The sequence below is a fragment of the Pseudomonas sp. L7 genome, from assembly GCF_046605565.1.
GTDB classification, from domain to species: Bacteria; Pseudomonadota; Gammaproteobacteria; order Pseudomonadales; family Pseudomonadaceae; genus Aquipseudomonas; species Aquipseudomonas wayambapalatensis.
This window is the reverse complement of record NZ_CP176784.1, coordinates 3,321,002-3,341,585: the sequence shown is the minus strand read 5'-3', so window position 1 is coordinate 3,341,585 and position 20,584 is coordinate 3,321,002. Positions and strand designations below refer to the sequence as shown.

The following is a 20,584-nucleotide window of genomic DNA, read 5'->3' as shown; positions in this document are numbered from 1 at the left end:
TTGCATGGAAGGGATAGGTTGCACCGAGAATGTCGGGCTGGCGAGAAATTTGTGGGGTTGTTTGGGTGCCGGGCCGTTGCGCGACAGGCGCGGGCCTGCTCAGCGCATGAAGTGCACTTTGCCGGTGTCGTCATTGCCCATGTAGATGCCATACACCCCGGCCTGGCGTTCGAGGATGTAGCGTTCGAGGATCTGGCGGATCGCCGGGTAGTAGATTGCGTCCCAGGGAATGTCCTCGGGCGCGAAGAAACGATAGTCGAGGGTCTCGGGGCCGAACTGGCCCGTCTCTTCGCTGGCGATGGCGCGGAAGATGATGTACACCTCGCTGATCTGCGGCACGCTGAAGATCGAGTAGGGCGAGACGATGTCGGCGCGTACGCCGGTTTCTTCCCAGACTTCGCGCAGCGCCGCTTGCTCGGTGGTTTCGCCGGCCTCCATGAAGCCTGCAGGCAGGGTCCAGGTCCCGGGGCGTGGCGGGATGGCACGCTGGCACAGCAGGTACTTGCCGTCGCGTTCGATGATGCAGCCGGCGATGATCTTCGGATTGATGTAGTGGATATAGCCGCAGGCGGGGCAGTGCAGGCGCTCGTGGGTGTCGCCGCTGGGAACGCCCCGGTCCAGTGCCGTGGTGCAGTGCGGGCAGTAGCGCGGGGCGTTGGGCATGATCGGTGGCCTGTGTGGGGGTTAAATGCGTGGATCCTTCAGCGCCAGGGGCTCGACCATGTCGCGGACCTTGGCATTGTCGTCCTGCTTCTGGCGCAGGTAGTCCAGCGCTACCTTGGCGGCGGCGCGTACATGGTCGACCGACGCCTGGTGAGCGGCCAGCGGATCGCCGCTCTTGATGGCCTCGACCATCTTCTCCATTTCACGGTTGCTGGCGCCGCGGCGGTTTTCCTGCGAGACCGAGGTGGCGCGCAGATAGCTGATACGGGCCTGCAGCTGACGCAGCTGGGTGGCGGCGACGTGGTTGCCGGAGCCTTCGAGCAGCACATCGTAGAAGCCCTGTACCGAATCGAGCACCTGCTGCAGTTCGCCTTCCTCCAGCGCTTCGCGGTTCACGTCCAGGGCGCGCTCCAGGGCGCGGATGTCCTTGGCTTTGGCATTGAGGGTGAACAGCTGGACGATCAGGCCTTCGAGCACGCAGCGCAGCTCGTAGATGTCGCGGGCGTCTTCCAGGGTGATGATGGCCACGCGCGGGCCCTTGGCATCGGCGAACTCCACCAGGCCCTCGGACTCGAGGTGGCGCAGGGCTTCACGCACCGAGGTACGGCTGACGCCGAGACGGTCGCACAGGTCGCGCTCGACCAGACGGTCGCCCGGCAGCAGGTGGAAGTTCATGATCGCCCCGCGCAGCTTGTCGAGCACGATTTCGCGGAGCGTGACGGGGTTGCGGTTGACCTTGAAGCTGTCGTCGAGTGGCTGGCGTTTCATCAGGTGCGCTCTTTATGAGGCTGTTGCGCCAACGTCGGAGTGCCCCGAACCCAGGCGCTCCTTGCAGTGGTTCGAACAGCCCGCTGTTAACGGGTTGGCTCCGCATCGGCTTCGGCGAACGCTTCGCGGGCCAGGCGGAAGCTGTCCACCGCCGCGGGCACGCCGCAATAAATGCCGACCTGGAGCAGGATTTCGCGAATCTGTTCACGGCTCAGGCCATTGCGCAAGGCGCCGCGGATATGCAGCTTGAGCTCGTGGGGCCGGTTGAGGGCGGAAATCATCGCCAAGTTTATCATGCTGCGCTCTTTGAGCGATAAGCCGTCGCGGCCCCAGACATGGCCCCAGCAATACTCGGTGACCAGCTCCTGAAGTGGCTTGGTGAAGTCGTCCGCGTTCTGGATGGAGCGGTTGACGTAGTCCTCGCCCAATACCTGGGTGCGGATCTGCAGGCCCTTCTCGTACTTTTCATTGCTCATTGCAGTGCTCCGAATGAAAACAGGGGCCGCAACCGAGGGTGAGACGATTAGCGCGGCCCCAAAAAACAGGGTCATCGGCGTGGGCTTCTTCGCGGTCTATCAGCCCAGCGAGGGCAGGGCACCCAGCTTGCCCTTGTGATAGACCATCGGCGTCACCGGCTCGGCCGGCAGCACCAGGTTTTTCACTGCACCGACGATGATCGCGTGATCGCCGCCGTCGTACTCGCGCCACAATTCGCACTCGATGATCGCCGTGGCTTTGGCCAGCAGCGGGTTGCCCAGCTCGCTCAGGTGCCAGTCGATGCCTTTGGCCTTGTCCTTGCCTTTACCTGCAAAGGCGTAGGCCTCGGCGGTCTGGTCGGCCGACAGCAGGTGAATGGCGAACTGCTTGCTGTCGCGCAGTATCGGGTAGGTGTCGGAGGCGTAGTTGGGGCAGAACAGCACCAGCGCCGGCTCGATCGACAGCGCGCTGAAGGCGCTGGCGGTGATGCCGACGATGCCGCCATCGCCATCGAGCGTGGTGACCACGGTCACGCCGGATGGGAAGGAGCCCATCACGTCTTTGTAGATGCCAGGTTCGATCATCTCGTGCTCCTTCTCAACGCATCACAAACGGATCGGGCATCGGCGCCGTGGACAGGTTGATCCACACGGTCTTCAGCTCGGTATAGGCCAGCACCGAATCGATGCCGCTCTCGCGGCCGTAGCCGCTGTTCTTGAAACCACCGATCGGCGCCATGGCCGAGACCGCGCGGTAGGTGTTGACCCAGATGATCCCCGAGCGCACGTCGCGCGCCAGGCGATGGGCGCGGCCCAGGTCGCGGGTCCAGATGCCGGCGGCCAGGCCGAACTGCGAGTCGTTGGCCATGGCCAGCGCTTCTTCCTCGGTCTTGAAGCGGATCACCGCGGCGACCGGGCCGAATACTTCTTCCTGCATGATGGTCATCGAGTTGCTGTCGCACTCGAACAGGGTCGGCTCGTAGAACCAGCCGTCGCCTTCGACCTCGGCGCGCTTGCCACCCAGGCGCAGCTTGGCGCCCTCGGCCTTGGCCGCAGCGACCAGACCTTCGACCACGGCCAGTTGCTGGGCGGTGGCCATCGGGCCCATCTCACTGGCATCGTCCTGCGGGTTGCCGATGCGGATGCGCTTGGCCCGCTCGATCAGGCGCTCGACGAACTCGTCGAAGATCTCGTCCTGCACCAGCAGGCGCGAGCCGGCCACGCAGCTTTGCCCGGAGGCGGCATAGATGCCGGCCACTGCGCCATTGATGGCGCTGTCCAGGTCGGCGTCGGCGAAGATGATGTTCGGCGACTTGCCGCCCAGCTCCAGCGACAGCTTGGCGAAGTTCTCGGCGCTGCTGCGCACCACATGGCGGGCTGTGGCGGCGCCGCCGGTGAAGGCGATCTTGCGTACCAGCGGATGACGGGTGAGCGCAGCACCGGTGCTTGGGCCGTAGCCGGTGACCACGTTGACCACGCCAGCCGGGAAACCGGCCTCCAGCGCCAGGCGGGCCAGCTCCAGGATAGTGGCTGACGCATGCTCGGAGGGTTTGAGTACGATGGTGTTGCCCGCAGCCAGGGCCGGGGCGAGCTTGATCGCGGTGAGGTACAGCGGGCTGTTCCACGGAATGATGCCCGCCACCACGCCGATGGGCTCGTGCACGGTGTAGGCGAACAGGTCGGGCTTGTCCAGCGGCAGGGTGCCGCCTTCGAGCTTGTCGGCAAGGCCTGCGGTGTAGTGGAAGAACTCCGGCAGGTAGCCGACCTGGCCGCGGGTCTCGCGGATCAGCTTGCCGTTGTCGCGGCTTTCAAGCTGGGCCAGGTGCTCCTTGTTCTCGGCGATCAGGTCACCCAGGCGGCGCAGCAGCTTGCCCCGTGCGGTGGCGGTGAGCCCGCGCCAGGCCTTGCTGTCGAAGGCACGCTGGGCGGCCTGTACCGCCAGCTCGACGTCCTGCTCGCCGGCGTCGGGCAATTGTGCCCAGGGCTGGGCGGTGGCCGGGTCGAGGCTGTCGAAGGTCTTGCCGCTCTGGGCATCGCGCCACTGGCCGTCGATGCACATCTGGAAACGAACGAGGGTCATGCAACTATCCCCTTGGCGGATTCGGTGAGGGTGCGGGCTTGGCTCAGGAAGTCCAGCAGCATGCGGTTGACTTCGCGCGGAGCCTCAACGGGCATCATATGCCGTTGTTCGGGCAGGACCACGCTGCGGGCGCCGGGAATGCGCGCGGCGAGCTGGCGGGTCATGGCCGGGGTGGAGCCGGAATCGAGTTCGCCGGTGGCGATCAGCGTTGGCACCTGGATGCTGCCCAAGTCCGCTTCGCGGTACATGTCCTGGGTGGCGAACAGCGAATAGGTGGTGTGGTAGCCCTGGGGGTCGTTGCTGGCCAGCACCTGGCGGATGGCCGCGACCTGGGCCGGGTTGGCCGCCTTGTACTCGCGGCTGAACCAACGGTCCAGCGCCGCGTCGACGTTGGCGTCCGGACCAAGCTCGGCAGCCTGCGCGGCGCGGGCGATGACACCGGCGCTCTGCTCGGGGCTGCGGTTGAACACGCTGTTGAGCACGACCAGTGCCGACAGCAGCTGCGGGTAGTGCAGGGCGAAGGCGCGCGCGACCAGTCCGCCCATGGAGAAGCCGATGACGGTGGCCTGGGGGATCTGCAGGTGGTCGAGCAGTTCGGCGAGCTGGGTGGCGTAGCCTTGCAGGTCGGTGTCCGGCGCGGGCAGCGCGCTCTGGCCATGGCCGAGCATGTCGTAGGCGATGACCCGGTAGTCGGTGGACAGGCCGACGAACTGGCCACCCCACATTTCCTTGTTCAGGCCCACGCCGTGGATCAGCACCACGGGTTGGCCCTGGCCGAGGCTCAGGTAGCTGGTCCCGGCAGGTGTACGTTCAGCGACAGGCTGAATCATGGATGGCGCTCCTTGAAAGGCCGGTGCCGTGACGCTTGGCTCCGGCCTGTCTGCTTATTGTTATTGAGCGTTGGCTTTCTCGGCAGCCAGTTCTTCCAGGTCGATGTAGCGGTTGCCGATGCGCGGGTGCAGGCGGCCGCCGTCGGAGGCGCCCAGGACCACGACGATCTCGTCGGCGCGCGGGGCGTCTTCGATCTGCATTTCCAGGGTGATGTAGTGCGAGCGCAGGCCTTCGTCGTCCTTCTGCATCATCGGGATCTGGATCGAGGTGCCCGGGCCGCCGCGCTTGTTGGTGAAGCTCAGGTAGCTCTTGGCCTGGACCGCTTCACGGTAGTGGTTGCCAAAGCGCAGGGTGTGGATCACCGCCGACGCGTGCTCGATCTCACCCTCGGCACCGACCACGGCCGCCTTGCCGTATGCCTCGATCTTGTCGGCCCCGCCGATGGCGGCGGTCAGGCGCTCGACCATCAGCGCACCCAGTTCGGAGCAGTTGGCGCGGATTTCCGGCTTGAGGTCTTCGACGAAACCACGGCCAGCCCATGGGTTCTTGATTACTACGGCCAGGCCGACCATGGTCACGGGTTTGTCGGTGGCCTTGCCGCCTTCGATGCGTGTTTCTTCGGAGTAGGTGACGATCTTGCGGATTTCGAAACTCATGGGGGGCTCCTGGATTTTTGGGTTATCAGGCTTTGTTGTCTGATGGTATACCATAATATTGGATGTGCAAGAGGAATGCTGAATTTCTCTTGTACGGTTGCCTGTTAGGGCCCTATCGCGGGCAAGCCCGCTTCTGCAGGGCGCGAGAGGGCTGCTACAGGCAAAAAAATGCCCACCCCCGCACGCAGGAGCGGGCCGTTCCCGCAATCAATCAGACAAAAGGCATTCAGCTGAACGCAGGCACCACTTCCTTGATGAACAGCTCCAGCGATTTGCGTTTCTCTTCGTGCGGCAGGCTGTTGTCACACCAGAAGCTGAACTCGTCGACGCCAAGCTCCTGGTAGTACTTGATCCGCGCGATGATCTCTTCGGGGGTGCCGATCATGGTGTTCTTGCGGATGTTCTCCAGCGCGAAGGCCGGCACCTCGGCGAACTTGGACTCGGGGCTGGGCTCCAGGAATCCGTTGACCGGGGTGGTCTTGTTACCGAACCAGGCATCGAAGGTGCGATAGAAGCGCGAGATCGCCTGGGCGCCGATCTTCCAGCCATCAGGCTCGGCCGGGCTGTGCACGTGGGTGTGGCGCAGCACCATCAGTTGCGGGCGCGGCACGTCTGGGTTGTTGTCCAGGGCGGCCTGGAACTTGTTCTTCAGGTCCAGCACCTCTTCGTCACCCTTCATCAGCGGGGTGACCATGACATTGCAGCCATGCTTGACCGCGAAGTTGTGCGAGTCCGGGTCACGGGCGGCGATCCACATCGGTGGCATGCCGTGCTGCACTGGCTTGGGCACGCTGGTAGAGGTGGGGAAGTTGTACACCTCGCCTTCATGGGCGTAGTCGCCCTGCCACAGGGCGCGAACCGCCGGGACCATCTCGCGCAGGGCCTTGCCACCGTCGGTGGCGGGCATGCCCCCGGCCATGCGGTCGAACTCGAACTGGTAGGCGCCGCGGGCCAGGCCCACTTCCATGCGGCCGTTGCTGATCACATCGAGCAGGGCGCATTCGCCCGCCACGCGGATCGGATTCCAGAACGGCGCGATGATGGTGCCGGCGCCCAGGCGAATGGTCTCGGTACGGGCAGCCAGGTAGGCCAGCAGCGGCATGGGGCTGGGCGAGATGGTGTATTCCATGGCGTGGTGTTCGCCGATCCATACGGTGCTGAAACCGCCGTGCTCGGCCATCAGGGTCAGTTCGGTCAGGTCTTCGAACAGCTGGCGGTGGCTGACCTGGTCATCCCAACGTTCCATGTGTACGAACAGCGAAAATTTCATGGGGCTTTCCTCGGAGCTTGTTGTGGTCGATGTGAGGACGGCGCGGCACAGGGAGACAAGCCGCGTCCGGAATGACACCGGCTTTGCCGGTGATCGCGGGACGAGCCCGCTCCCACAGAGTCTTGCGTCGAACTGCAGGTATCAGGCGAAGGCGGGCAGGCTGGCCATCTTGCCGCGGCAGTAGACCATCGGTCGTGGGGCGTCCTCAGGCACGATCAGGTTGTGTACCTTGCCGACCATGATGGCGTGATCGCCGCCTTCGTATTCGCGCCACAACTCGCACTCGATGATCGCGGTGGCCCCGGCCAGCAGCGGGTTGCCCAGCTCGCTCAGGGTCCACTGGATACCGCTGGCCTTGTCCTTGCCTTTTTTGGCGAATGCATAGGCTTCGGCCTGCTGCTCGCCGGACAGCAAGTGGATGGCGAAGCGCTTCTGCTTGATCAGTACAGGATAGGAGTCGGAGCTGTAGTTGGGGCAGAACAGCACCAGCGGCGGATCCATGGACAGGGAAGAAAAGGCGCTGGCGGTGAGGCCGACGACCGAGCCGTCGTCGTCCAGGGTGGTGATGACCGTGACGCCGGACGGGAAGGAACCCAGGACGTGCTTGTAGACGGTTGCGTCGATCATGGCGTGTACCTCTAAGGGGCGTGCGGTGGTCCGCGTTTTTTATCGTTGATGTGTCTGATGGTATACCGTAATACCTATATTGCAAGCAGAATTTTCCACGCACCGGAACACACGATGAACGGTAAAGGCCCCGTATTCATTGGTCTTGATGACTAGAGCCCTGCGCCGCAGTGGCGTACAAGGCAGATCAGATGCGCTGAAAAAACGCGGCGCAGTGTTGTCAAAAGTTTGGAATACCATAATATGGTCTTCAGCTGAGAGGCCGCCTCGAGCGGTTTCCATACAACGATAAAAATGATCCTTTCGAGCTGAAATCCTATGTCCCAACCGTCGTCGCAACACCAGTTTGTCGAGAATCATACGGTCGATCATGTTCCCCCCTCCGAGCGCCACGGGAAGGCGCGCGACCTCTTCACCCTCTGGTTCAGCACCAATATCGCGCCACTGCCGATCGTCACCGGCGCGATGGTGGTCCAGGTGTTCCACCTGAACCTGCTGTGGGGCCTGGTCGCCATCGTGATGGGGCATCTGCTGGGCGGGATCGTCATCGCCCTGGCCTCTGCGCAGGGACCGCAGCTGGGCATTCCGCAGATGGTGCAGAGCCGCGGCCAGTTCGGGCGCTACGGCGCCTTGCTGATCGTGTTCTTCACCGCGCTGATCTATGTCGGCTTCTTCATTTCCAACATCGTCCTGGCGGGCAAGTCGATCCACGGTATCGCCCCGAGCGTGCCGATGCCCACGGCCATCGTCATCGGTGCCCTGAGCGCCACGGCCATCGGTGTGATCGGCTATCGCTTCATTCATAGCCTGAACCGCATCGGTACCTGGGTGATGGGCTCGGCGTTGCTGGCCGGCTTCATCATGATGTTCGCCCAGGAACTGCCGGCAGACTTCTTCAGCCGCGGCGCCTTCAATCTGTCGGGCTTCATCGCCACGGTGTCGCTGGGCACCATCTGGCAGATCAGCTTCTCGCCCTACACCTCGGATTATTCGCGTTACCTGCCGCGTGAGATCGGTATCGCCAAGCCGTTCTGGGCGACCTATTTCGGCGCGACCCTGGGCACCATCCTGTGTTTCAGCTTCGGGGCAGTGGCGGTGCTGTGCGTGCCGGAAGGTACTGATGCGATGGATGCGGTGAAGCAGGCCACCGGCTGGCTGGGGCCGATCCTGATGGTGCTGTTCCTGCTCAATATCATCAGCCACAACGCGCTCAACCTGTATGGTGCGGTGCTGTCGATCGTCACCGCGATCCAGACGTTCGTCGCTCACTGGACGCCGAGCGTGCGGGTGCGGGTAGTGCTGGCGTCGGTGATCCTGCTCGGGTGCGGGCTGGTGGCGCTGAATGCCTCTGCGGGGTTCATCGGCCAGTTCATCGGCCTGATCCTGGCACTGCTGCTGGTGCTGGTGCCCTGGGCGTCGATCAACCTGGTGGACTTCTACCTGATCAAGAAGGGCGAATACGACATCGCTTCGTTCTTCCGCGCCGATGGCGGGATCTACGGGCGCTTCAACCACCACGCCATCGTCGCCTATGTGTGCGGGATTCTGGTGCAACTGCCGTTCGCCAATACGGCGTTGTATGTGGGGCCGTATTCGAACATCGTCGAGGGCGCCGACCTGTCGTGGCTGTTCGGGTTGCTGGTGACGGTGCCGCTCTATTATTGCCTGGCGACTCGCGGCAAGGCGGTGAAGGCGGGACGTGCAGTAGGTGTGAGCGACTAGTTGGTTGGCAAGAGGGCCGCAAAGCGGCCCCCGGTGTTTCAGTTCACACCTTGAACTGCGCCACCATCCCGTTCAATTCCACCGCCAGGCGCGACAGATCCTGCGCCGCAGCGCTGGTCTGGTTGGCGCCCGCCGAGGTCTGCATCGCCAGGTCGCGGATGTTCACCAGGTTGCGGTCCACCTCACGCGCCACCTGGGCCTGCTCTTCGGATGCGCTGGCGATCACCAGGTTGCGCTGGTTGATCGCGGCGATCGCCTCGGCAATCAGTTCCAGGGCCTGGCCCGCCGCCTGGGCAATCTCCAGGGTGCCGCTGGCACGGCCTTGGCTGCTGTGCATCGAGCCCACGGCGCGCTCGGTGCCGGTCTGGATACCCCCGATCATCTGTTCGATTTCTGCGGTGGACTGCTGGGTCCGGTGCGCCAGTGCCCGCACTTCATCGGCGACCACGGCAAAACCACGCCCGGCCTCACCGGCCCGTGCGGCTTCGATGGCGGCGTTGAGCGCCAGCAGGTTGGTCTGCCCGGCGATCGAGCCGATCACATCGAGCACGCGGCTGATTTCGTTGGCGCTGTTGGCCAGCTGTTCGATCTCGCTGGAGGTGCCGGTGACGTCCTCGACCAGTTGCTGGATCGAGCTCAGTGCCTGGTTGACCTGGTCGCGGCCATCGCGGGTGGTCTGGTCGGCGCCCTGGGAGGCGTCGGCGGTGCTGACCGCGTTGTTGGCCACTTCCTCGACGGCAGCGGTCATCTGGTTGACGGCCGTGGCGGCCTGGTCGATCTCGGCACTTTGCTGGTGCAGGCCGCGGCTGGTGTCTTCGGTGACGGTGTGCAGCTCTTCGGACGCCGAGGCCAGTTGGTCGGACGAGGCGGCGATCTTGCGGATGGTGTCGCGCAGGCTTTCCTGCATGCGGCTCAAGGCCCGCAGCAGCAGCGCCGGCTCGTCACGACCGACGATGCGGATTTCCTGGGTCAGGTCGCCGGTGGCCACGCGCTCGGCAACGCTCACGGCATCGGCCAGCGGCACGACGATGCTGCGGGTCAGCAGCACGGCGATGGCCACCAGCGCGAGGATGATCGCCACCAGCGACAGCACGATCAGGGCAAAGGCTTCGTCATAGGCGTCACTGCTGCGCTGCGAGGCTTTGTCGGCGCCGTCGGAGTTGTACTGGATCAGGGTGCCGAGCGCTTTCATCATCGAGTCGGCGTATTCGGCCAGCGGGCCGTTGACCAGGCGTTTGGCCTCGACAATGTCGCCATTGGCCGCGGCATCGCGGATCGACTTCTGCAGGCCGTGGTAGCGCTGGGCGAGGGAGACGAAGTTATCGAACAGGGCGCGGTCGTCCTTTTCGATGATGGTCGATTCGTAGGATTTGATGCCTACCTCGAGCGAAGCATTGATCTCGCCGATGCGGCCGAGAGTTGCCTGGCGGACGGCGGGGTCTTCCTCGATCACGCTGCGCAGAGTCATAGCGCGGGCGCGGCCGAGATTGGTGCTGACCTCGTTCAGATAAATGATCGCCGGAATCCAGGTGACACGGATCTCATCGGTGGCGCTGTCCATGCGCCGGGTTTCGTACAGCGATATCAAGCCCATGACCAGTACCAGGACGCCCAGCAGCGTAAATACGCTGGCCGCCCGGATACCGATCTTCATATTCCTTAACTGCATGGAGCTACTCCTTGAATGTGGCGTGCAGGCTTCAAGCGCTGGGGCGTGGGGCCGGAACCGGCGAAAGGGCCAGGCGTCTCGGTGCGCTGCGGGAAAGTACAATATCCTTAACTTTAGTGGGTTTTTTGACGTCAATAATGCCACGGTGCCACTATTATTGACCAGTCATTCAATGTAACTACACGTACAAACAGATCCGTCATTTTTTGACGGATCTGTCAGGTTTATTCGCTTAAACGATGGCGATCATTGGATCGGCAGCGGCCAGGGCCTTGCTGCGATCAGCCTCTGGCGGGTAGATCCACACCGAGTTGATCTGGCGCTTGAGCTGCTTGCCTTCGTCACCCTGCAGCTTCAGTTCACGTTCCCAACCTTCGCTGAACGCCGCGCCCCAGTCGCCCAGGTCGAGGCAGGTGACGTACTTGGGCTGGCGATACACCACCGGCGCCTCGCCGAGCAGGTCGGCCATGGCATTGTTGCCCGAGTGACGGCCCATGGGGATGGCATGCTGGCAGGTCATCATCGCGTGGTTGCCCAGGTCATCGACTGCGGCCCAGGCCACGTCGCCGGTGGCGTAGATGTACTGCTGACCGATGACCTTGAGGTGCTCGTCGACGCGCAGGCGGCCCTGGGCATCGCGCTCGCCGGCGATCTGCGCGGTCAGCGGGCTGGCCTTGACGCCTGCGGTCCAGATCACCGTCTTGCTGGCGATGTACTCGCCGTTGTCCAGGGTCACGCCACCGGTATCCACCGCGATCACCGAAGCATTGGTGAACCATTGCACGCCGGCGTGCTGTGAGGCGGCAACGATGGCTGGGGTGATGCCTGCACCGAGGGCTGCGCCGACCTGTGCGCCGCGATCAATCACGATCACGCGGATATTGGCCTGCTCGCCGAGTACTGCGCGCAAGCGGGCAGGCATTTCGGTGGCGGTCTCGATACCGGTGAAACCGCCGCCGCACACCACCACGGTGTCGCGGGCCGGGGAGGCCGGCAGGCTGGCGAGGTCGGTCAGGTGCTGCTCCAGCTTGATCGCCGACTCCATCTGGTCGACATCGAAGCTGTGCTGGTCCAGGCCCGGTAAGGCGGGGCGGGCGACCTGGCTGCCGGCGGCCAGCACCAGGCGGTCATAACCCAGGTGGCGGGTCTGGCCATTGGCGTCGATATAGGTGACCGAGCGTGCGGCAGCGTCGATGGATTGGGCATGGCCCTGGATGAAATTCACCCCTACAACCTCGAACAGCTCGCCAAGCGGCGCTTTCATCGAGTGCACATCGGCCTCGTAGAAGCGCGGGCGGATGCGCAGCTCGGCCTGCGGTGCGAGCACGCTGATGTGGATGTCGCCACGCTTGGCGAGGTCGAGCAGGCGGGCGGCGCTCAGGGCGCTCCAGACGCCGGCAAAACCGGCACCGATGATCAGGATGTGTGGATTCATGGACAGGCTCCGCGAGAGGGTCGAAGGGTTTTGGGTCGAGGTTCGGCGTGCGTTGCTGCGCTTGCCGAGTAACTGCGACTCTATTGGTCGTAGTTTAAAACGACAAGCTTTTTTTTAACGGGCAGTCGCGGGCGGCCCTCGCTATGCAGGTGAAGCAGCGATAAATCAAGGGTTCTGGGCTATTGAGAAAAATAGGCGGGCGACCGGTGGTGGCCGACGGCTTTGCCAGTTTCTGGAGAAGGGCGTACTATTTGCGACAAATTTGGTCGGAGATTGATATGTCGTTATACAGCGCGGGCGTCGAGTACGGCATTCACTGCCTGCTGTTTCTCATCGACGAGCGCGGCGACAGCCGCGAGTCCAGCGTGCGCGATCTCGCCGAACTGCAAGGGGTGCCGCAGGAATACCTGGCCAAGGTCTTCACCAAGTTGGCGCGTGCCGGGCTGGTGGCGGCCACCGAAGGCGTGCGCGGCGGTTTTCGCCTGGCCCGGCCTTCGGATGAAATCACCGTGCTGGATATCGTCAATGCCATCGATGGGCCGAAGAAGATCTTCGATTGCCGCGAGATCCGCGAGCGCTGCTCGCTGTTCGACGGCACGGCGCCAGGATGGGCAACCGAGGGCACCTGTGCCATCCATGCGGTGATGCTCAGCGCACAGAAACGCATGGAAGAGGCGCTGGCCCAGCAGACCATCCTCGACCTGGCGCGGCGCTTCGGGCGCAAGGCGCCGGCCGAGTTCGGGCAGAAGGTCAACGACTGGATGAGCGAGCGGCGCGATGGCAAGGGTGGGGCGGCGGAAATCGCGCTCAAGCAGCTCTAGTCGGTGGCGCTCCCGTAAAACACTGCCAGCCAGACTGTCGTCGCATCGGCTTGCGTCCACTCTACGCGGTGCCTGCAATGTGGCGGGATATCCAGGTGGTCGCCCGCCTTTAGTACGCGTGTTTCGCTCTCGTGCTCCAGGCGTAGCCCGGCACTGCCGCTGAGTACCACCACCCACTCGCCTTCGGGCTGGTCGTACCAGAAACCAGGCGGGCTGCATTGGCCGCTGGAGACGATACGCTCGATGCGCAGCCCCGGGCGGCGCAGCAGCTCGTCGAATTGCTCGGCTGTTGCAGGGTCGAGCGGGGGCAGGGGGCTGAACAGGTTGTCGGGCATGAACGTTTGCCTTTCTTGATTCCGGACTGTGATTGTAGGAAGGTTCCGGGATTTTCTGCACGGAACCACGCCAATGGACAAGCTGCTAGCCATCAAGATGTTCATGGCGACTGTTGAAGCCCAGGGCTTTTCCGCTGCCGGCCGACGGCTCGGTGTCGCGACCTCGTCGGTGACACGTCTGGTCGATGCGTTGGAAAGCGAGCTGGGTACCAGCCTGCTCAACCGCTCGACCCGGCAGGTCAGCCTGACCGAGGCGGGCGTCGGCTACTATCAGCGCGCCCGCGCTATCGTTGCGGCCCTGGCCGAGGCCGATGCCAGCGTCGCCGATCGTGGACAGGAACCGGTGGGCGTGCTCCGCCTGTGCCTGCCGGTGGAGTTCGGGCGGCGGATGATCGCGCCACACCTGGGGCGCTTCATGGCCCGCTACCCCGCGCTGGAGCTGGATATCGACCTGAGCGATCGCTTCGACGATTTGCTCGACGGGCGCTATGACCTGTCCATTCGCCTGGGTGATCCGGCGCCGAGCGACGAGCTGGTCAGCCGTACCCTGGGCACTTTCGAGCGCTGGCTGGTGGCCAGCCCGGACTACCTGGCCAGCCATCCTGCGCTCGAGCACCCCGCGCAACTGAGCGAGCATGCCTGCTTGCGCTTTCGCTATGGCGGCCTGGGGCGACCGTGGCAACTGCGCCAAGGTGATGAGCTGATCGAGGTGGATGTGACCGGGCCCTTGCGCTGCGCCAACTCCGATTTACTGCGCGAGGCGGCGGTGGCGGGCAGTGGTGTCAGCCTGCTGGCTGACTGGTTGGTACGGGACGATGTCGCTGCCGGGCGTCTGGTGCGGTTGTTCCCGGGCTGGCAGGCCAATCCGATCGCTGCCAGTGGCAATATCAACGCCTTGTATCTGCCCAACCATCGTTGGTCGCGGCGGGTAACGGCTTTCATCGAGTTCTGCGAGTCGTTGCTCAGGCCTTGAACGTAGTGGCGTTGCGCCTGGCGCAACGCCGCTTTGCGTTGCGTTCCGATTCCCTCGGCAGGCCCTGGCCGCTAAGGTGCGTGGCATGTCTTGCCATGTGTGAAGAATCTGAAATGACTGCTTCTTTAGCGACATCCTCTACATCCGGCACATCACTGAGCCGAGGCCTGGTGACGCTGCTGGCGTTCTGCTGTGGTGCCATCGTTGCCAACATCTACTACGCCCAACCCATCGTCGGCCTGATTGCGCCTGACCTTGGGCTGTCCACCGAGCGTGCCAGCCTGATCGTCTCGCTTACCCAGCTGGGTTACGCCCTGGGCCTGCTGTTGCTGGTGCCGTTGGCCGACCTGGTGGAGAACCGCCGGCTGATGATCGCCACGGCGGTGCTGTCTTGCGCCAGCCTGCTCCTGGCGGGCAGCAGCGGGCATGGCCAAGGTGAGCTGTTTCTTGGTTATGCCTTGCTGATCGGCTTCAGTTCGGTGGCGGTGCAGATGCTGATCCCACTGGCTGCGCATCTGTCGCCGGAGCAACAGCGTGGCCGGGTGGTGGGCAACATCATGGGTGGCCTGCTATTGGGCATCCTGCTGGCACGGCCCTTGTCGAGCCTGGTGGCCGATCACTTCGGCTGGCGTGCCGTGTTCCTGGGGGCGGCGGTGCTGATGGCGGCAATCGTCGTGCTGCTGGCCGTGACCCTGCCGCGACGGATGCCGGAGCACAAGGCCAGCTACGTCGAGTTGATGGCCTCGCTGGGCGGGCTGCTTCGGCGCTACCCGTTGCTGCGCCAGCGTTCGCTGTATCAGGGCCTGATGTTCGCGACGTTCAGCCTGTACTGGACCGCCGTGCCCTTGGCGTTGGCGACCGAACATGGCCTGTCGCAGAGCCAGATCGCGTTGTTCGCGCTGGTGGGCGCGGTGGGCGCGATTGCTGCACCGATTGCCGGTCGCCTTGCCGATGCCGGGCATGCGCGCCAGGCGTCGTTGCTGGCCTTGGTGCTGGCGCCATTGTCGCTGCTGTTCGGATTGAGTGCGCCGGGCTACAGCGTGATCGGCCTGGGGTTGACCGGGGTGCTGCTGGACTTCGCCGTGCAGATGAACATGGTGATCGGCCAGCGTGAGGTGTACGCGCTGGACCCGGCCAGCCGTGGGCGGCTCAATGCCGTGTACATGACCAGTATCTTCATCGGCGGTGCGCTGGGGTCGGCGGTGGCCAGTGCCTTGTATGCGGGTTATGGCTGGAATGGCGTGGCGCTGGTGGGCGCGGTATTGCCGGGGCTGGCGCTGGTGATCTTCCTGATGGTTGCGCGACGGGCTTGAACCACCCTTCGGTAGGCGCGGGCCAAGTCGCAGTGGCGAACCGCCGCTCCTGTCGAGGAGCAGGTTACGCCTGCATCTCTTTGATCAACGCCCACAGCCGTGGGTCGTTGTAATCCTCGATCACCAGTTGCGCGCCGGCCTGCAGCAGGCGCTCGGCTGGTTGGGTGGTGGCCAGGGCCACGGTGAAGATCCCGGCGTCGACCGCCGCTTTCACGCCGGGCAGTGAGTCCTCGAAGGCCAGTGCCTGCTCGGCCTTGGCTTCCAGGCGCTGGAGGCCGGTGAGGTAGGGCAAGGGGTCGGGCTTGGGCCGGGCCAGCTCGTCGGCCACCAGCACATGCTCGAAGCGCTTGCCCAGGCCCATGGCCCCTAGCATGTGCTCGGCATTCAGCCGTGGGGCATTGGTCACCACGCACATGCCGATGCGGTGGCGCTCGGCGTGGTCCAGCAGGCGCAGCAGGCCCGGCATCGGCTCGAGCGTGGGCGACATGTCGCGGAACAACGCCTCCTTGCGGTCGGCCAGAGCCTTGCACTCAGCTGCATCGGCCTGGGGGAACAGCTCCTTGAACAGCAAACCGTTGGAACGCCCGCTGACCTGGGCGTTGAATTGCTCCTGGGTCAGTTCGCGGCCGTCGTACTCGTGCAGCAGCTTGCGAAATGCCTGCAGGTGGAGGGTGTCGGTGTCGGTGAGGGTCCCATCGAGGTCGAACAGCAGGGCGGTCAGCATCGGGCATCCTGGCAGTGAAGAAACAATTCAGCAGCAGCCATCATACCTGTATTGATCGATGACCGGTCAAGGGCCTCGACATCACGCCATGGGCAGTCGCAAGGTGGCTGCCAGCCCTTTGTGCGGTCGATTTTTCAGTCGCACCTGGCCCCCAAGGCGATCGATGATAGTCGCCACTATCGAAAGACCCAGACCTGCACCGTTCGTGGTGTTACGACTGTAGAACCGTTCGAATACACGGGAAAGACTCGCTTCATCGATACCCGGGCCTTCATCCTCGACCACTAATTCGAAGGCGTTGTCCAGGCGCTTGAGTGACACGATGATGCGGCCTGCCGGCGGTGAATGCTCTACCGCGTTGGACACCAGGTTCTGCAGGGCGATGCCCAGCGCGCCAGCATCGATCACCAAGTGATGGTCGCCTTCGTCGATTTCCAGGGAGGGCTCCAGCCCCCGGTCCAGTATCCATGGGGTCAGATCGGCCAGTGTGTCGGCGACCACTTCGGCCAGGTCTACGCGGGTAGTCGCACGCTGACCCAGCCGGGGCTCGACGCGGGCCAGTGTCAGCAGCTGATTGACCACTCGCGTCAACCGATCGACACCGCCCATGAGAAAGCCCAGCGCTTTTTGCCGCTCGCTATCGTTACTGGCAGCCAAGGCATTCTGTGCATGCAGGCGCAGGACCGCCAACGGCGTGCGCATTTCGTGGGCGGCATCGGCGATGAACCGATGCTCGCGCCGTAGCAGGTCCTTGATCTGGGCCAGCAAGCGGTTGATGGCGGCCTGCATGGGCTCAAGCTCCGAGGGCAGGGGCACCAGTTGCAGAGGCTCCAGCGAGTCGGCGTGACGCCCGCGTATGACATTGGCCATGTTCTGGAGCGGTCCAAGCCCCCAGCCAATGGCGGCCCAGACCAGCAATGCCAATGCCAGGCTGCCGAGTAGAAAAGGCAGCAAGGTGTGACGCACGATGCGGTCGATCAGGTCGTAACGTACGTCGTCACGCTCGCCTACCCAGATCACCCAGTGTTTCTCCGGCACCGGTAACACGAAACCACGCCACTGTTCGCCAGCGGAGGTGAAATCGTAGAAGCCCGCCGCAGTTGGAGGAGGCATGGTCGGTGCGCTGGGGGTATGCACCAGCAGGCCTGCCCCCTCCTGCCACACCTGGAAAGCCAGTTTGCTTTCATATGGGTGCCCGACCTGATGCCGTCCTGCCTTGCTCAGAGCCTCGTTGAAGGCCTGATACAGCACTTCCCGTGAGCCTTCCTGCACCGGCATGTTCATGACGCCCTGTAGCAGGCGAGCATTCTGGGCGAGGTGGGCGTCATAGACTTCGTTAATCTCGCGGCGGCTGTCGTGATAGTTGTAGAGCGCCAGCAGGCCGGTGCCCAGTAGCAGCAACAGCATCACCCGCCAGAGTGTGCGTTGGCGTAGCGAAGTCATGCCTTGGCCTCGACCAGGTAGCCGATCCCGCGCACCGTCCGAATCAGACCGTTGAACAGCTTCTTGCGCAGGTGGTAGATATTGACCTCCAGGGTATTGCTCTCGGGCTCTTCGTCCCAGCCATACAGTAGCTGGGTCAGGCGTTCACGGGTGAAGACCCTGCCCGGTTGCGCCAACAGTTCGTGCAGCAGCAGGTATTCCTTGGGGGTCAGCACCACCTCGTTACCTTTGTAGTGCACTTGCTGGGTGGCCGGATCGAGGCTGACGCCTGCATGCTCGATCAACAGCTTGGCGCGCCCGGCGCTGCGCCGCAGCAAGGCGCGCAAGCGCGCCTTGAGCTCGTTGAGGTCGAAAGGCTTGACCAGGTAATCGTCAGCGCCGGCATCGAGGCCGGAGATACGGTCGTCCAGTGCATCCCGTGCCGTGAGGATCAGCACCGGCAGGCTTTCGCCACCGGCGCGTACCCGTCGCAACAGTTCCAGGCCATCCATGCGAGGCAGACCAAGATCCAGAATCACCAGGTCGAAGCTCTCATGTTGCAGCGCATGCAAGCCACTGACACCGTCACGAAGCCAGTCCAGGGTGTAGCCCTCCTGGCGCAAACCGTCACAGATCCCTTCACCCAGTGCAATTTCGTCTTCAACCAGCAGCAGCCGCATGCTCAGTCCTGTTTGTCCTTGATCATTTTCATTAAAGCATCGATATCGCCGCGCCGACCTTGGTCAGCCAACTCACGTCCTGGTCGCGGTGGGGCTTGCAAGGCTTTGTGCAGGGCTTGAGTGGCTTCAGGATAACGCTTCTGCCGGTAGAGGTGATCGGCCCAGAAGTAGTTGCTGTCGATCCCGTTGGGGTTGATCTGCAGGGCTTGGCGCAGCAAGGCGTCTGCCTTGTCGGAATCGCCGAACCCGATCGGCCAGCCAGGCACTTGGTCGTATAGCGTGCCGAGACTGGTGTAGGCCGAACCCTGCAAGGCGTTGGGGTCCAGTTTCATGGCTTGTTCCAGGCTGGCCTTCGCCGCCTTGACCTTGCTCAATGCGCCAAGGCCACCTGTAGCCCCGGCCCAGCTGCTGTTGATGATGCCTTGCCAGATCAAGGGTTCAGGGGTGCCGGGGTACTGATGCACGAACGTGGCGGCATCGGCAGCCAGCTTTTCAAGCGCGTCGGCGCGTTTTTCCTTGGGCAGTTGATACTGGATCTGCGCCCAGCGCTGCTGCAGGCTGCTCAGGTGTTCGGAGCCGGCTTGGTCCAATGCCCAGGTCAAAGGTGTGAATGCCAGCAAGCTGGCGACGAACAGGCGCTTCATTTGATTGACTCCTTGGAGTGGTTACCGATATAGCGGCGAATGACGGGCAGTTGCTTGCGTAGCGCCCGATCGACGATGCCTGGCAGCATGCTGTTGATTCGCACGAAGAGTTTTTCCGGCCAGCCCAGGTATACCTCGCTGCGCTCGGACTCCACGGCCTCAAGCACAGCGCGCGCGACATCTGCCGGGTCGTCCATGCCGACCTTCAGCGCTTGGTTGAGCGCGGTCGCGGCGCTGCTGTTCATGGCGGTATGAGTTGCCCGTGGGGCGGCGTACAGGACGTTGACCGTGGTGTCGGCCAGCTCACGGCGTAACGCCTCCGAGAACCCGCGCAAGGCGAACTTGCTGGCGCAGTAGGTGGCGTAGCCCGGATAGCCGATCGATCCGTAGGTTGAGCCGACGTTGACCACCAGCGCCTTGGGCTGAGCACGCAGCAGTGGCAGGCAGGCACGTGTCAGTTGCAGCGGCGCCTTCAGATTGATGTCCAGCAGTTCGTCGAGCGCCTGCTCGTCCAGCTGATCGAGCAGGGCGAAGCTGTTCACGCCAGCGGCGTTGATCAGCACGTTGACGTGGCCCCTCTCGCGGGCGCGGGCGACCACCTGTTCTCGCCCCTCTCGTGTGCGCAGGTCGGCGGCTTGCCAGTACAGACGGTCCGGGTATCGGTTCATCAGGCTGGCCAGCTTGCCCATGTGTCGGCTGACGGCCAGCACCTGGGCACCGGCAGCGCACAATTGCTCGGCCAGCTCCAGGCCAATGCCGCCACTGGCGCCGGTAAGGATCACGACAGATTCAGGCAAACGCATGATTCACCTCATGCTGCCCAGCGCGTGGCAAGCCTTGGAACATCTCGGTGTACAGGCGATAGACGACTTTCGCTGCGTGGATGACGGCCTGTTGATCCGCAGCATCGTCGAGACGGTCCATCAACTGTTTGTAGGTCTGCATGTGGCCCTGGTCGAGCGCACCATGGGAGCTGAGGTAGCTGAACGCTTGGTTGGGCAGGCCCAGGGTGCTTTGGATGGTGCCCGCCGCCTGGGTGGCCAGGGCGATGCTGGTGCCTTCGAGCACGTTGACCATGCCGAACAGGCCGACCGGGTTGTCGCGAGCAATCAGGTCGTAGAGGTAGGCGACCATCAGCTCTATCGACAGTGCCGGTCGACCATCACGTACCGCTTCCCAGTCACCGCCGCACGCCTTGATGTCGTTGAGAATCCACTGCTCGTGGCCGTACTCCTCCTCGATGTATTCGCACACCGCGCCGCGCAGCCACTCCAGCCGCGACGGCAAGCGTGCGCCACAGGCCATCATCAGTGGAACGGTGTGACGAACATGGTGGTAGGCCTGGGTCAGGAAGGCGACATAGCTGTCCAGGCTGACCTGGCCGGCCAAGGCTTCACGGATCACCGGCACAGCGAACAATGCCTGGCGTTGTTGGGCTGTCTGTGTTTGCAGGGTGTCGAAAAAGGACATGGTAG

22 protein-coding genes are annotated in these 20,584 nt (G+C 63.6%); 4 read left to right on the top strand and 18 right to left on the bottom strand.

The genetic code is table 11. The features are described 5' to 3' along the window. Positions 1-99: 99 nt before the first annotated feature. The 9 genes from ACK3BK_RS15125 to ACK3BK_RS15085 all read right to left on the bottom strand — a co-directional run bounded on the left by ACK3BK_RS15125 (position 100) and on the right by ACK3BK_RS15085 (position 7,371). Positions 100-663 carry an NUDIX hydrolase gene (locus ACK3BK_RS15125; RefSeq protein ID WP_411382750.1) on the bottom strand — a complete coding sequence of 188 codons (564 nt, stop codon included), beginning with the start codon at positions 661-663 and terminating at the stop codon, positions 100-102. Between the two features lie 21 nt (positions 664-684). Beyond that, a complete protein-coding gene (locus ACK3BK_RS15120) occupies positions 685-1,431 on the bottom strand; it encodes a GntR family transcriptional regulator (protein ID WP_054892021.1) in 747 nt (248 codons plus the stop codon). Positions 1,432-1,517: 86 nt separating this feature from the next. Beyond that, entirely contained in the window at positions 1,518-1,907 is a 390-nt protein-coding gene (locus ACK3BK_RS15115) for a carboxymuconolactone decarboxylase family protein (protein WP_054892020.1), read from the bottom strand. A 99-nt stretch (positions 1,908-2,006) separates the two neighbouring features. Continuing rightward, positions 2,007-2,492, bottom strand: coding sequence for a flavin reductase family protein (locus ACK3BK_RS15110; protein ID WP_065862551.1), 486 nt, complete (start codon positions 2,490-2,492; stop codon positions 2,007-2,009). A 13-nt stretch (positions 2,493-2,505) separates the two neighbouring features. Then, complete coding sequence (locus tag ACK3BK_RS15105) at positions 2,506-3,987, bottom strand: aldehyde dehydrogenase (protein ID WP_186669142.1); 1,482 nt, start codon at positions 3,985-3,987, stop codon at positions 2,506-2,508. Continuing rightward, entirely contained in the window at positions 3,984-4,817 is an 834-nt protein-coding gene (locus ACK3BK_RS15100; protein WP_411382749.1) for an alpha/beta fold hydrolase, read from the bottom strand. Before ACK3BK_RS15100 ends, ACK3BK_RS15105 begins: the two co-directional genes overlap by 4 nt. 60 nt (positions 4,818-4,877) lie before the next feature. Then, on the bottom strand, positions 4,878-5,474 hold the full coding sequence (locus tag ACK3BK_RS15095) for an amino acid synthesis family protein (RefSeq protein ID WP_054892016.1): 597 nt from the start codon (positions 5,472-5,474) through the stop codon (positions 4,878-4,880). Positions 5,475-5,700: 226 nt separating this feature from the next. Beyond that, on the bottom strand, positions 5,701-6,744 hold the full coding sequence (locus ACK3BK_RS15090) for an LLM class flavin-dependent oxidoreductase (protein ID WP_186669143.1): 1,044 nt from the start codon (positions 6,742-6,744) through the stop codon (positions 5,701-5,703). A gap of 141 nt (positions 6,745-6,885) precedes the next feature. Further along, positions 6,886-7,371, bottom strand: coding sequence for a flavin reductase family protein (locus ACK3BK_RS15085; RefSeq protein ID WP_186669144.1), 486 nt, complete (start codon positions 7,369-7,371; stop codon positions 6,886-6,888). A 318-nt stretch (positions 7,372-7,689) separates the two neighbouring features. Here ACK3BK_RS15085 and ACK3BK_RS15080 point away from each other — a divergent pair, with 318 nt between their 5' ends. Continuing rightward, positions 7,690-9,093 carry a purine-cytosine permease family protein gene (locus tag ACK3BK_RS15080; protein WP_411382748.1) on the top strand — a complete coding sequence of 468 codons (1,404 nt, stop codon included), beginning with the start codon at positions 7,690-7,692 and terminating at the stop codon, positions 9,091-9,093. 43 nt (positions 9,094-9,136) lie between these two features. On the opposite strand, the gene ACK3BK_RS15075 is transcribed toward ACK3BK_RS15080, so the two are convergent. Next, complete coding sequence (locus ACK3BK_RS15075; protein ID WP_411384480.1) at positions 9,137-10,747, bottom strand: methyl-accepting chemotaxis protein; 1,611 nt, start codon at positions 10,745-10,747, stop codon at positions 9,137-9,139. 247 nt (positions 10,748-10,994) lie between these two features. After that, positions 10,995-12,197, bottom strand: a complete 1,203-nt coding sequence (locus tag ACK3BK_RS15070) for an NAD(P)/FAD-dependent oxidoreductase (protein ID WP_411382747.1) — start codon at positions 12,195-12,197, stop codon at positions 10,995-10,997. Positions 12,198-12,475: 278 nt separating this feature from the next. Here ACK3BK_RS15070 and ACK3BK_RS15065 point away from each other — a divergent pair, with 278 nt between their 5' ends. Beyond that, the gene (locus tag ACK3BK_RS15065; RefSeq protein ID WP_186663871.1) at positions 12,476-13,018 is read left to right on the top strand and encodes an RrF2 family transcriptional regulator; all 543 of its coding nucleotides are present in this window, start codon (positions 12,476-12,478) and stop codon (positions 13,016-13,018) included. Here ACK3BK_RS15065 and ACK3BK_RS15060 read toward each other — a convergent pair. Continuing rightward, entirely contained in the window at positions 13,015-13,353 is a 339-nt protein-coding gene (locus ACK3BK_RS15060; RefSeq protein ID WP_411382746.1) for a cupin domain-containing protein, read from the bottom strand. The genes ACK3BK_RS15065 and ACK3BK_RS15060 overlap by 4 nt on opposite strands. Positions 13,354-13,426: 73 nt before the next feature. On the opposite strand from ACK3BK_RS15060, the gene ACK3BK_RS15055 reads away from it, so the two are divergent. Continuing rightward, complete coding sequence (locus ACK3BK_RS15055) at positions 13,427-14,326, top strand: LysR family transcriptional regulator (RefSeq protein WP_411382745.1); 900 nt, start codon at positions 13,427-13,429, stop codon at positions 14,324-14,326. 113 nt (positions 14,327-14,439) lie between these two features. Then, positions 14,440-15,639, top strand: coding sequence for an MFS transporter (locus ACK3BK_RS15050; protein ID WP_411382744.1), 1,200 nt, complete (start codon positions 14,440-14,442; stop codon positions 15,637-15,639). A 64-nt stretch (positions 15,640-15,703) separates the two neighbouring features. Here ACK3BK_RS15050 and ACK3BK_RS15045 read toward each other — a convergent pair whose 3' ends face one another. From ACK3BK_RS15045 to ACK3BK_RS15020, 6 genes are all read right to left on the bottom strand, one after another. Further along, a complete protein-coding gene (locus ACK3BK_RS15045; protein WP_411382743.1) occupies positions 15,704-16,363 on the bottom strand; it encodes an HAD family hydrolase in 660 nt (219 codons plus the stop codon). Positions 16,364-16,444: 81 nt separating this feature from the next. Further along, positions 16,445-17,806 carry an ATP-binding protein gene (locus ACK3BK_RS15040; RefSeq protein ID WP_186663878.1) on the bottom strand — a complete coding sequence of 454 codons (1,362 nt, stop codon included), beginning with the start codon at positions 17,804-17,806 and terminating at the stop codon, positions 16,445-16,447. Next, positions 17,803-18,465, bottom strand: a complete 663-nt coding sequence (locus ACK3BK_RS15035; RefSeq protein ID WP_186663880.1) for a response regulator — start codon at positions 18,463-18,465, stop codon at positions 17,803-17,805. The genes ACK3BK_RS15040 and ACK3BK_RS15035 overlap by 4 nt, the downstream gene beginning before the upstream one ends. A 2-nt stretch (positions 18,466-18,467) precedes the next feature. Then, positions 18,468-19,109, bottom strand: coding sequence for a tetratricopeptide repeat protein (locus ACK3BK_RS15030; RefSeq protein WP_411382742.1), 642 nt, complete (start codon positions 19,107-19,109; stop codon positions 18,468-18,470). Further along, entirely contained in the window at positions 19,106-19,912 is an 807-nt protein-coding gene (locus tag ACK3BK_RS15025; protein ID WP_186663884.1) for an SDR family oxidoreductase, read from the bottom strand. Before ACK3BK_RS15025 ends, ACK3BK_RS15030 begins: the two co-directional genes overlap by 4 nt. Further along, positions 19,899-20,579, bottom strand: a complete 681-nt coding sequence (locus ACK3BK_RS15020; RefSeq protein WP_411382741.1) for a TenA family transcriptional regulator — start codon at positions 20,577-20,579, stop codon at positions 19,899-19,901. The genes ACK3BK_RS15025 and ACK3BK_RS15020 overlap by 14 nt, the downstream gene beginning before the upstream one ends. Between the last annotated feature and the right edge of the window lie 5 nt (positions 20,580-20,584).

What these genes read in the sequence shown, in the direction of transcription:
- ACK3BK_RS15125 (WP_411382750.1), bottom strand. Translation starts at nt 663, where the DNA reads ATGCCCAACGCCCCGCGCTACTGCCCGCACTGCACCACGGCACTGGAC.
- ACK3BK_RS15120 (WP_054892021.1), bottom strand. Translation starts at nt 1,431, where the DNA reads ATGAAACGCCAGCCACTCGACGACAGCTTCAAGGTCAACCGCAACCCC.
- ACK3BK_RS15115 (WP_054892020.1), bottom strand. Translation starts at nt 1,907, where the DNA reads ATGAGCAATGAAAAGTACGAGAAGGGCCTGCAGATCCGCACCCAGGTA.
- ACK3BK_RS15110 (WP_065862551.1), bottom strand. Translation starts at nt 2,492, where the DNA reads ATGATCGAACCTGGCATCTACAAAGACGTGATGGGCTCCTTCCCATCC.
- ACK3BK_RS15105 (WP_186669142.1), bottom strand. Translation starts at nt 3,987, where the DNA reads ATGACCCTCGTTCGTTTCCAGATGTGCATCGACGGCCAGTGGCGCGAT.
- ACK3BK_RS15100 (WP_411382749.1), bottom strand. Translation starts at nt 4,817, where the DNA reads ATGATTCAGCCTGTCGCTGAACGTACACCTGCCGGGACCAGCTACCTG.
- ACK3BK_RS15095 (WP_054892016.1), bottom strand. Translation starts at nt 5,474, where the DNA reads ATGAGTTTCGAAATCCGCAAGATCGTCACCTACTCCGAAGAAACACGC.
- ACK3BK_RS15090 (WP_186669143.1), bottom strand. Translation starts at nt 6,744, where the DNA reads ATGAAATTTTCGCTGTTCGTACACATGGAACGTTGGGATGACCAGGTC.
- ACK3BK_RS15085 (WP_186669144.1), bottom strand. Translation starts at nt 7,371, where the DNA reads ATGATCGACGCAACCGTCTACAAGCACGTCCTGGGTTCCTTCCCGTCC.
- ACK3BK_RS15080 (WP_411382748.1), top strand. Translation starts at nt 7,690, where the DNA reads ATGTCCCAACCGTCGTCGCAACACCAGTTTGTCGAGAATCATACGGTC.
- ACK3BK_RS15075 (WP_411384480.1), bottom strand. Translation starts at nt 10,747, where the DNA reads ATGAAGATCGGTATCCGGGCGGCCAGCGTATTTACGCTGCTGGGCGTC.
- ACK3BK_RS15070 (WP_411382747.1), bottom strand. Translation starts at nt 12,197, where the DNA reads ATGAATCCACACATCCTGATCATCGGTGCCGGTTTTGCCGGCGTCTGG.
- ACK3BK_RS15065 (WP_186663871.1), top strand. Translation starts at nt 12,476, where the DNA reads ATGTCGTTATACAGCGCGGGCGTCGAGTACGGCATTCACTGCCTGCTG.
- ACK3BK_RS15060 (WP_411382746.1), bottom strand. Translation starts at nt 13,353, where the DNA reads ATGCCCGACAACCTGTTCAGCCCCCTGCCCCCGCTCGACCCTGCAACA.
- ACK3BK_RS15055 (WP_411382745.1), top strand. Translation starts at nt 13,427, where the DNA reads ATGGACAAGCTGCTAGCCATCAAGATGTTCATGGCGACTGTTGAAGCC.
- ACK3BK_RS15050 (WP_411382744.1), top strand. Translation starts at nt 14,440, where the DNA reads ATGACTGCTTCTTTAGCGACATCCTCTACATCCGGCACATCACTGAGC.
- ACK3BK_RS15045 (WP_411382743.1), bottom strand. Translation starts at nt 16,363, where the DNA reads ATGCTGACCGCCCTGCTGTTCGACCTCGATGGGACCCTCACCGACACC.
- ACK3BK_RS15040 (WP_186663878.1), bottom strand. Translation starts at nt 17,806, where the DNA reads ATGACTTCGCTACGCCAACGCACACTCTGGCGGGTGATGCTGTTGCTG.
- ACK3BK_RS15035 (WP_186663880.1), bottom strand. Translation starts at nt 18,465, where the DNA reads ATGCGGCTGCTGCTGGTTGAAGACGAAATTGCACTGGGTGAAGGGATC.
- ACK3BK_RS15030 (WP_411382742.1), bottom strand. Translation starts at nt 19,109, where the DNA reads ATGAAGCGCCTGTTCGTCGCCAGCTTGCTGGCATTCACACCTTTGACC.
- ACK3BK_RS15025 (WP_186663884.1), bottom strand. Translation starts at nt 19,912, where the DNA reads ATGCGTTTGCCTGAATCTGTCGTGATCCTTACCGGCGCCAGTGGCGGC.
- ACK3BK_RS15020 (WP_411382741.1), bottom strand. Translation starts at nt 20,579, where the DNA reads ATGTCCTTTTTCGACACCCTGCAAACACAGACAGCCCAACAACGCCAG.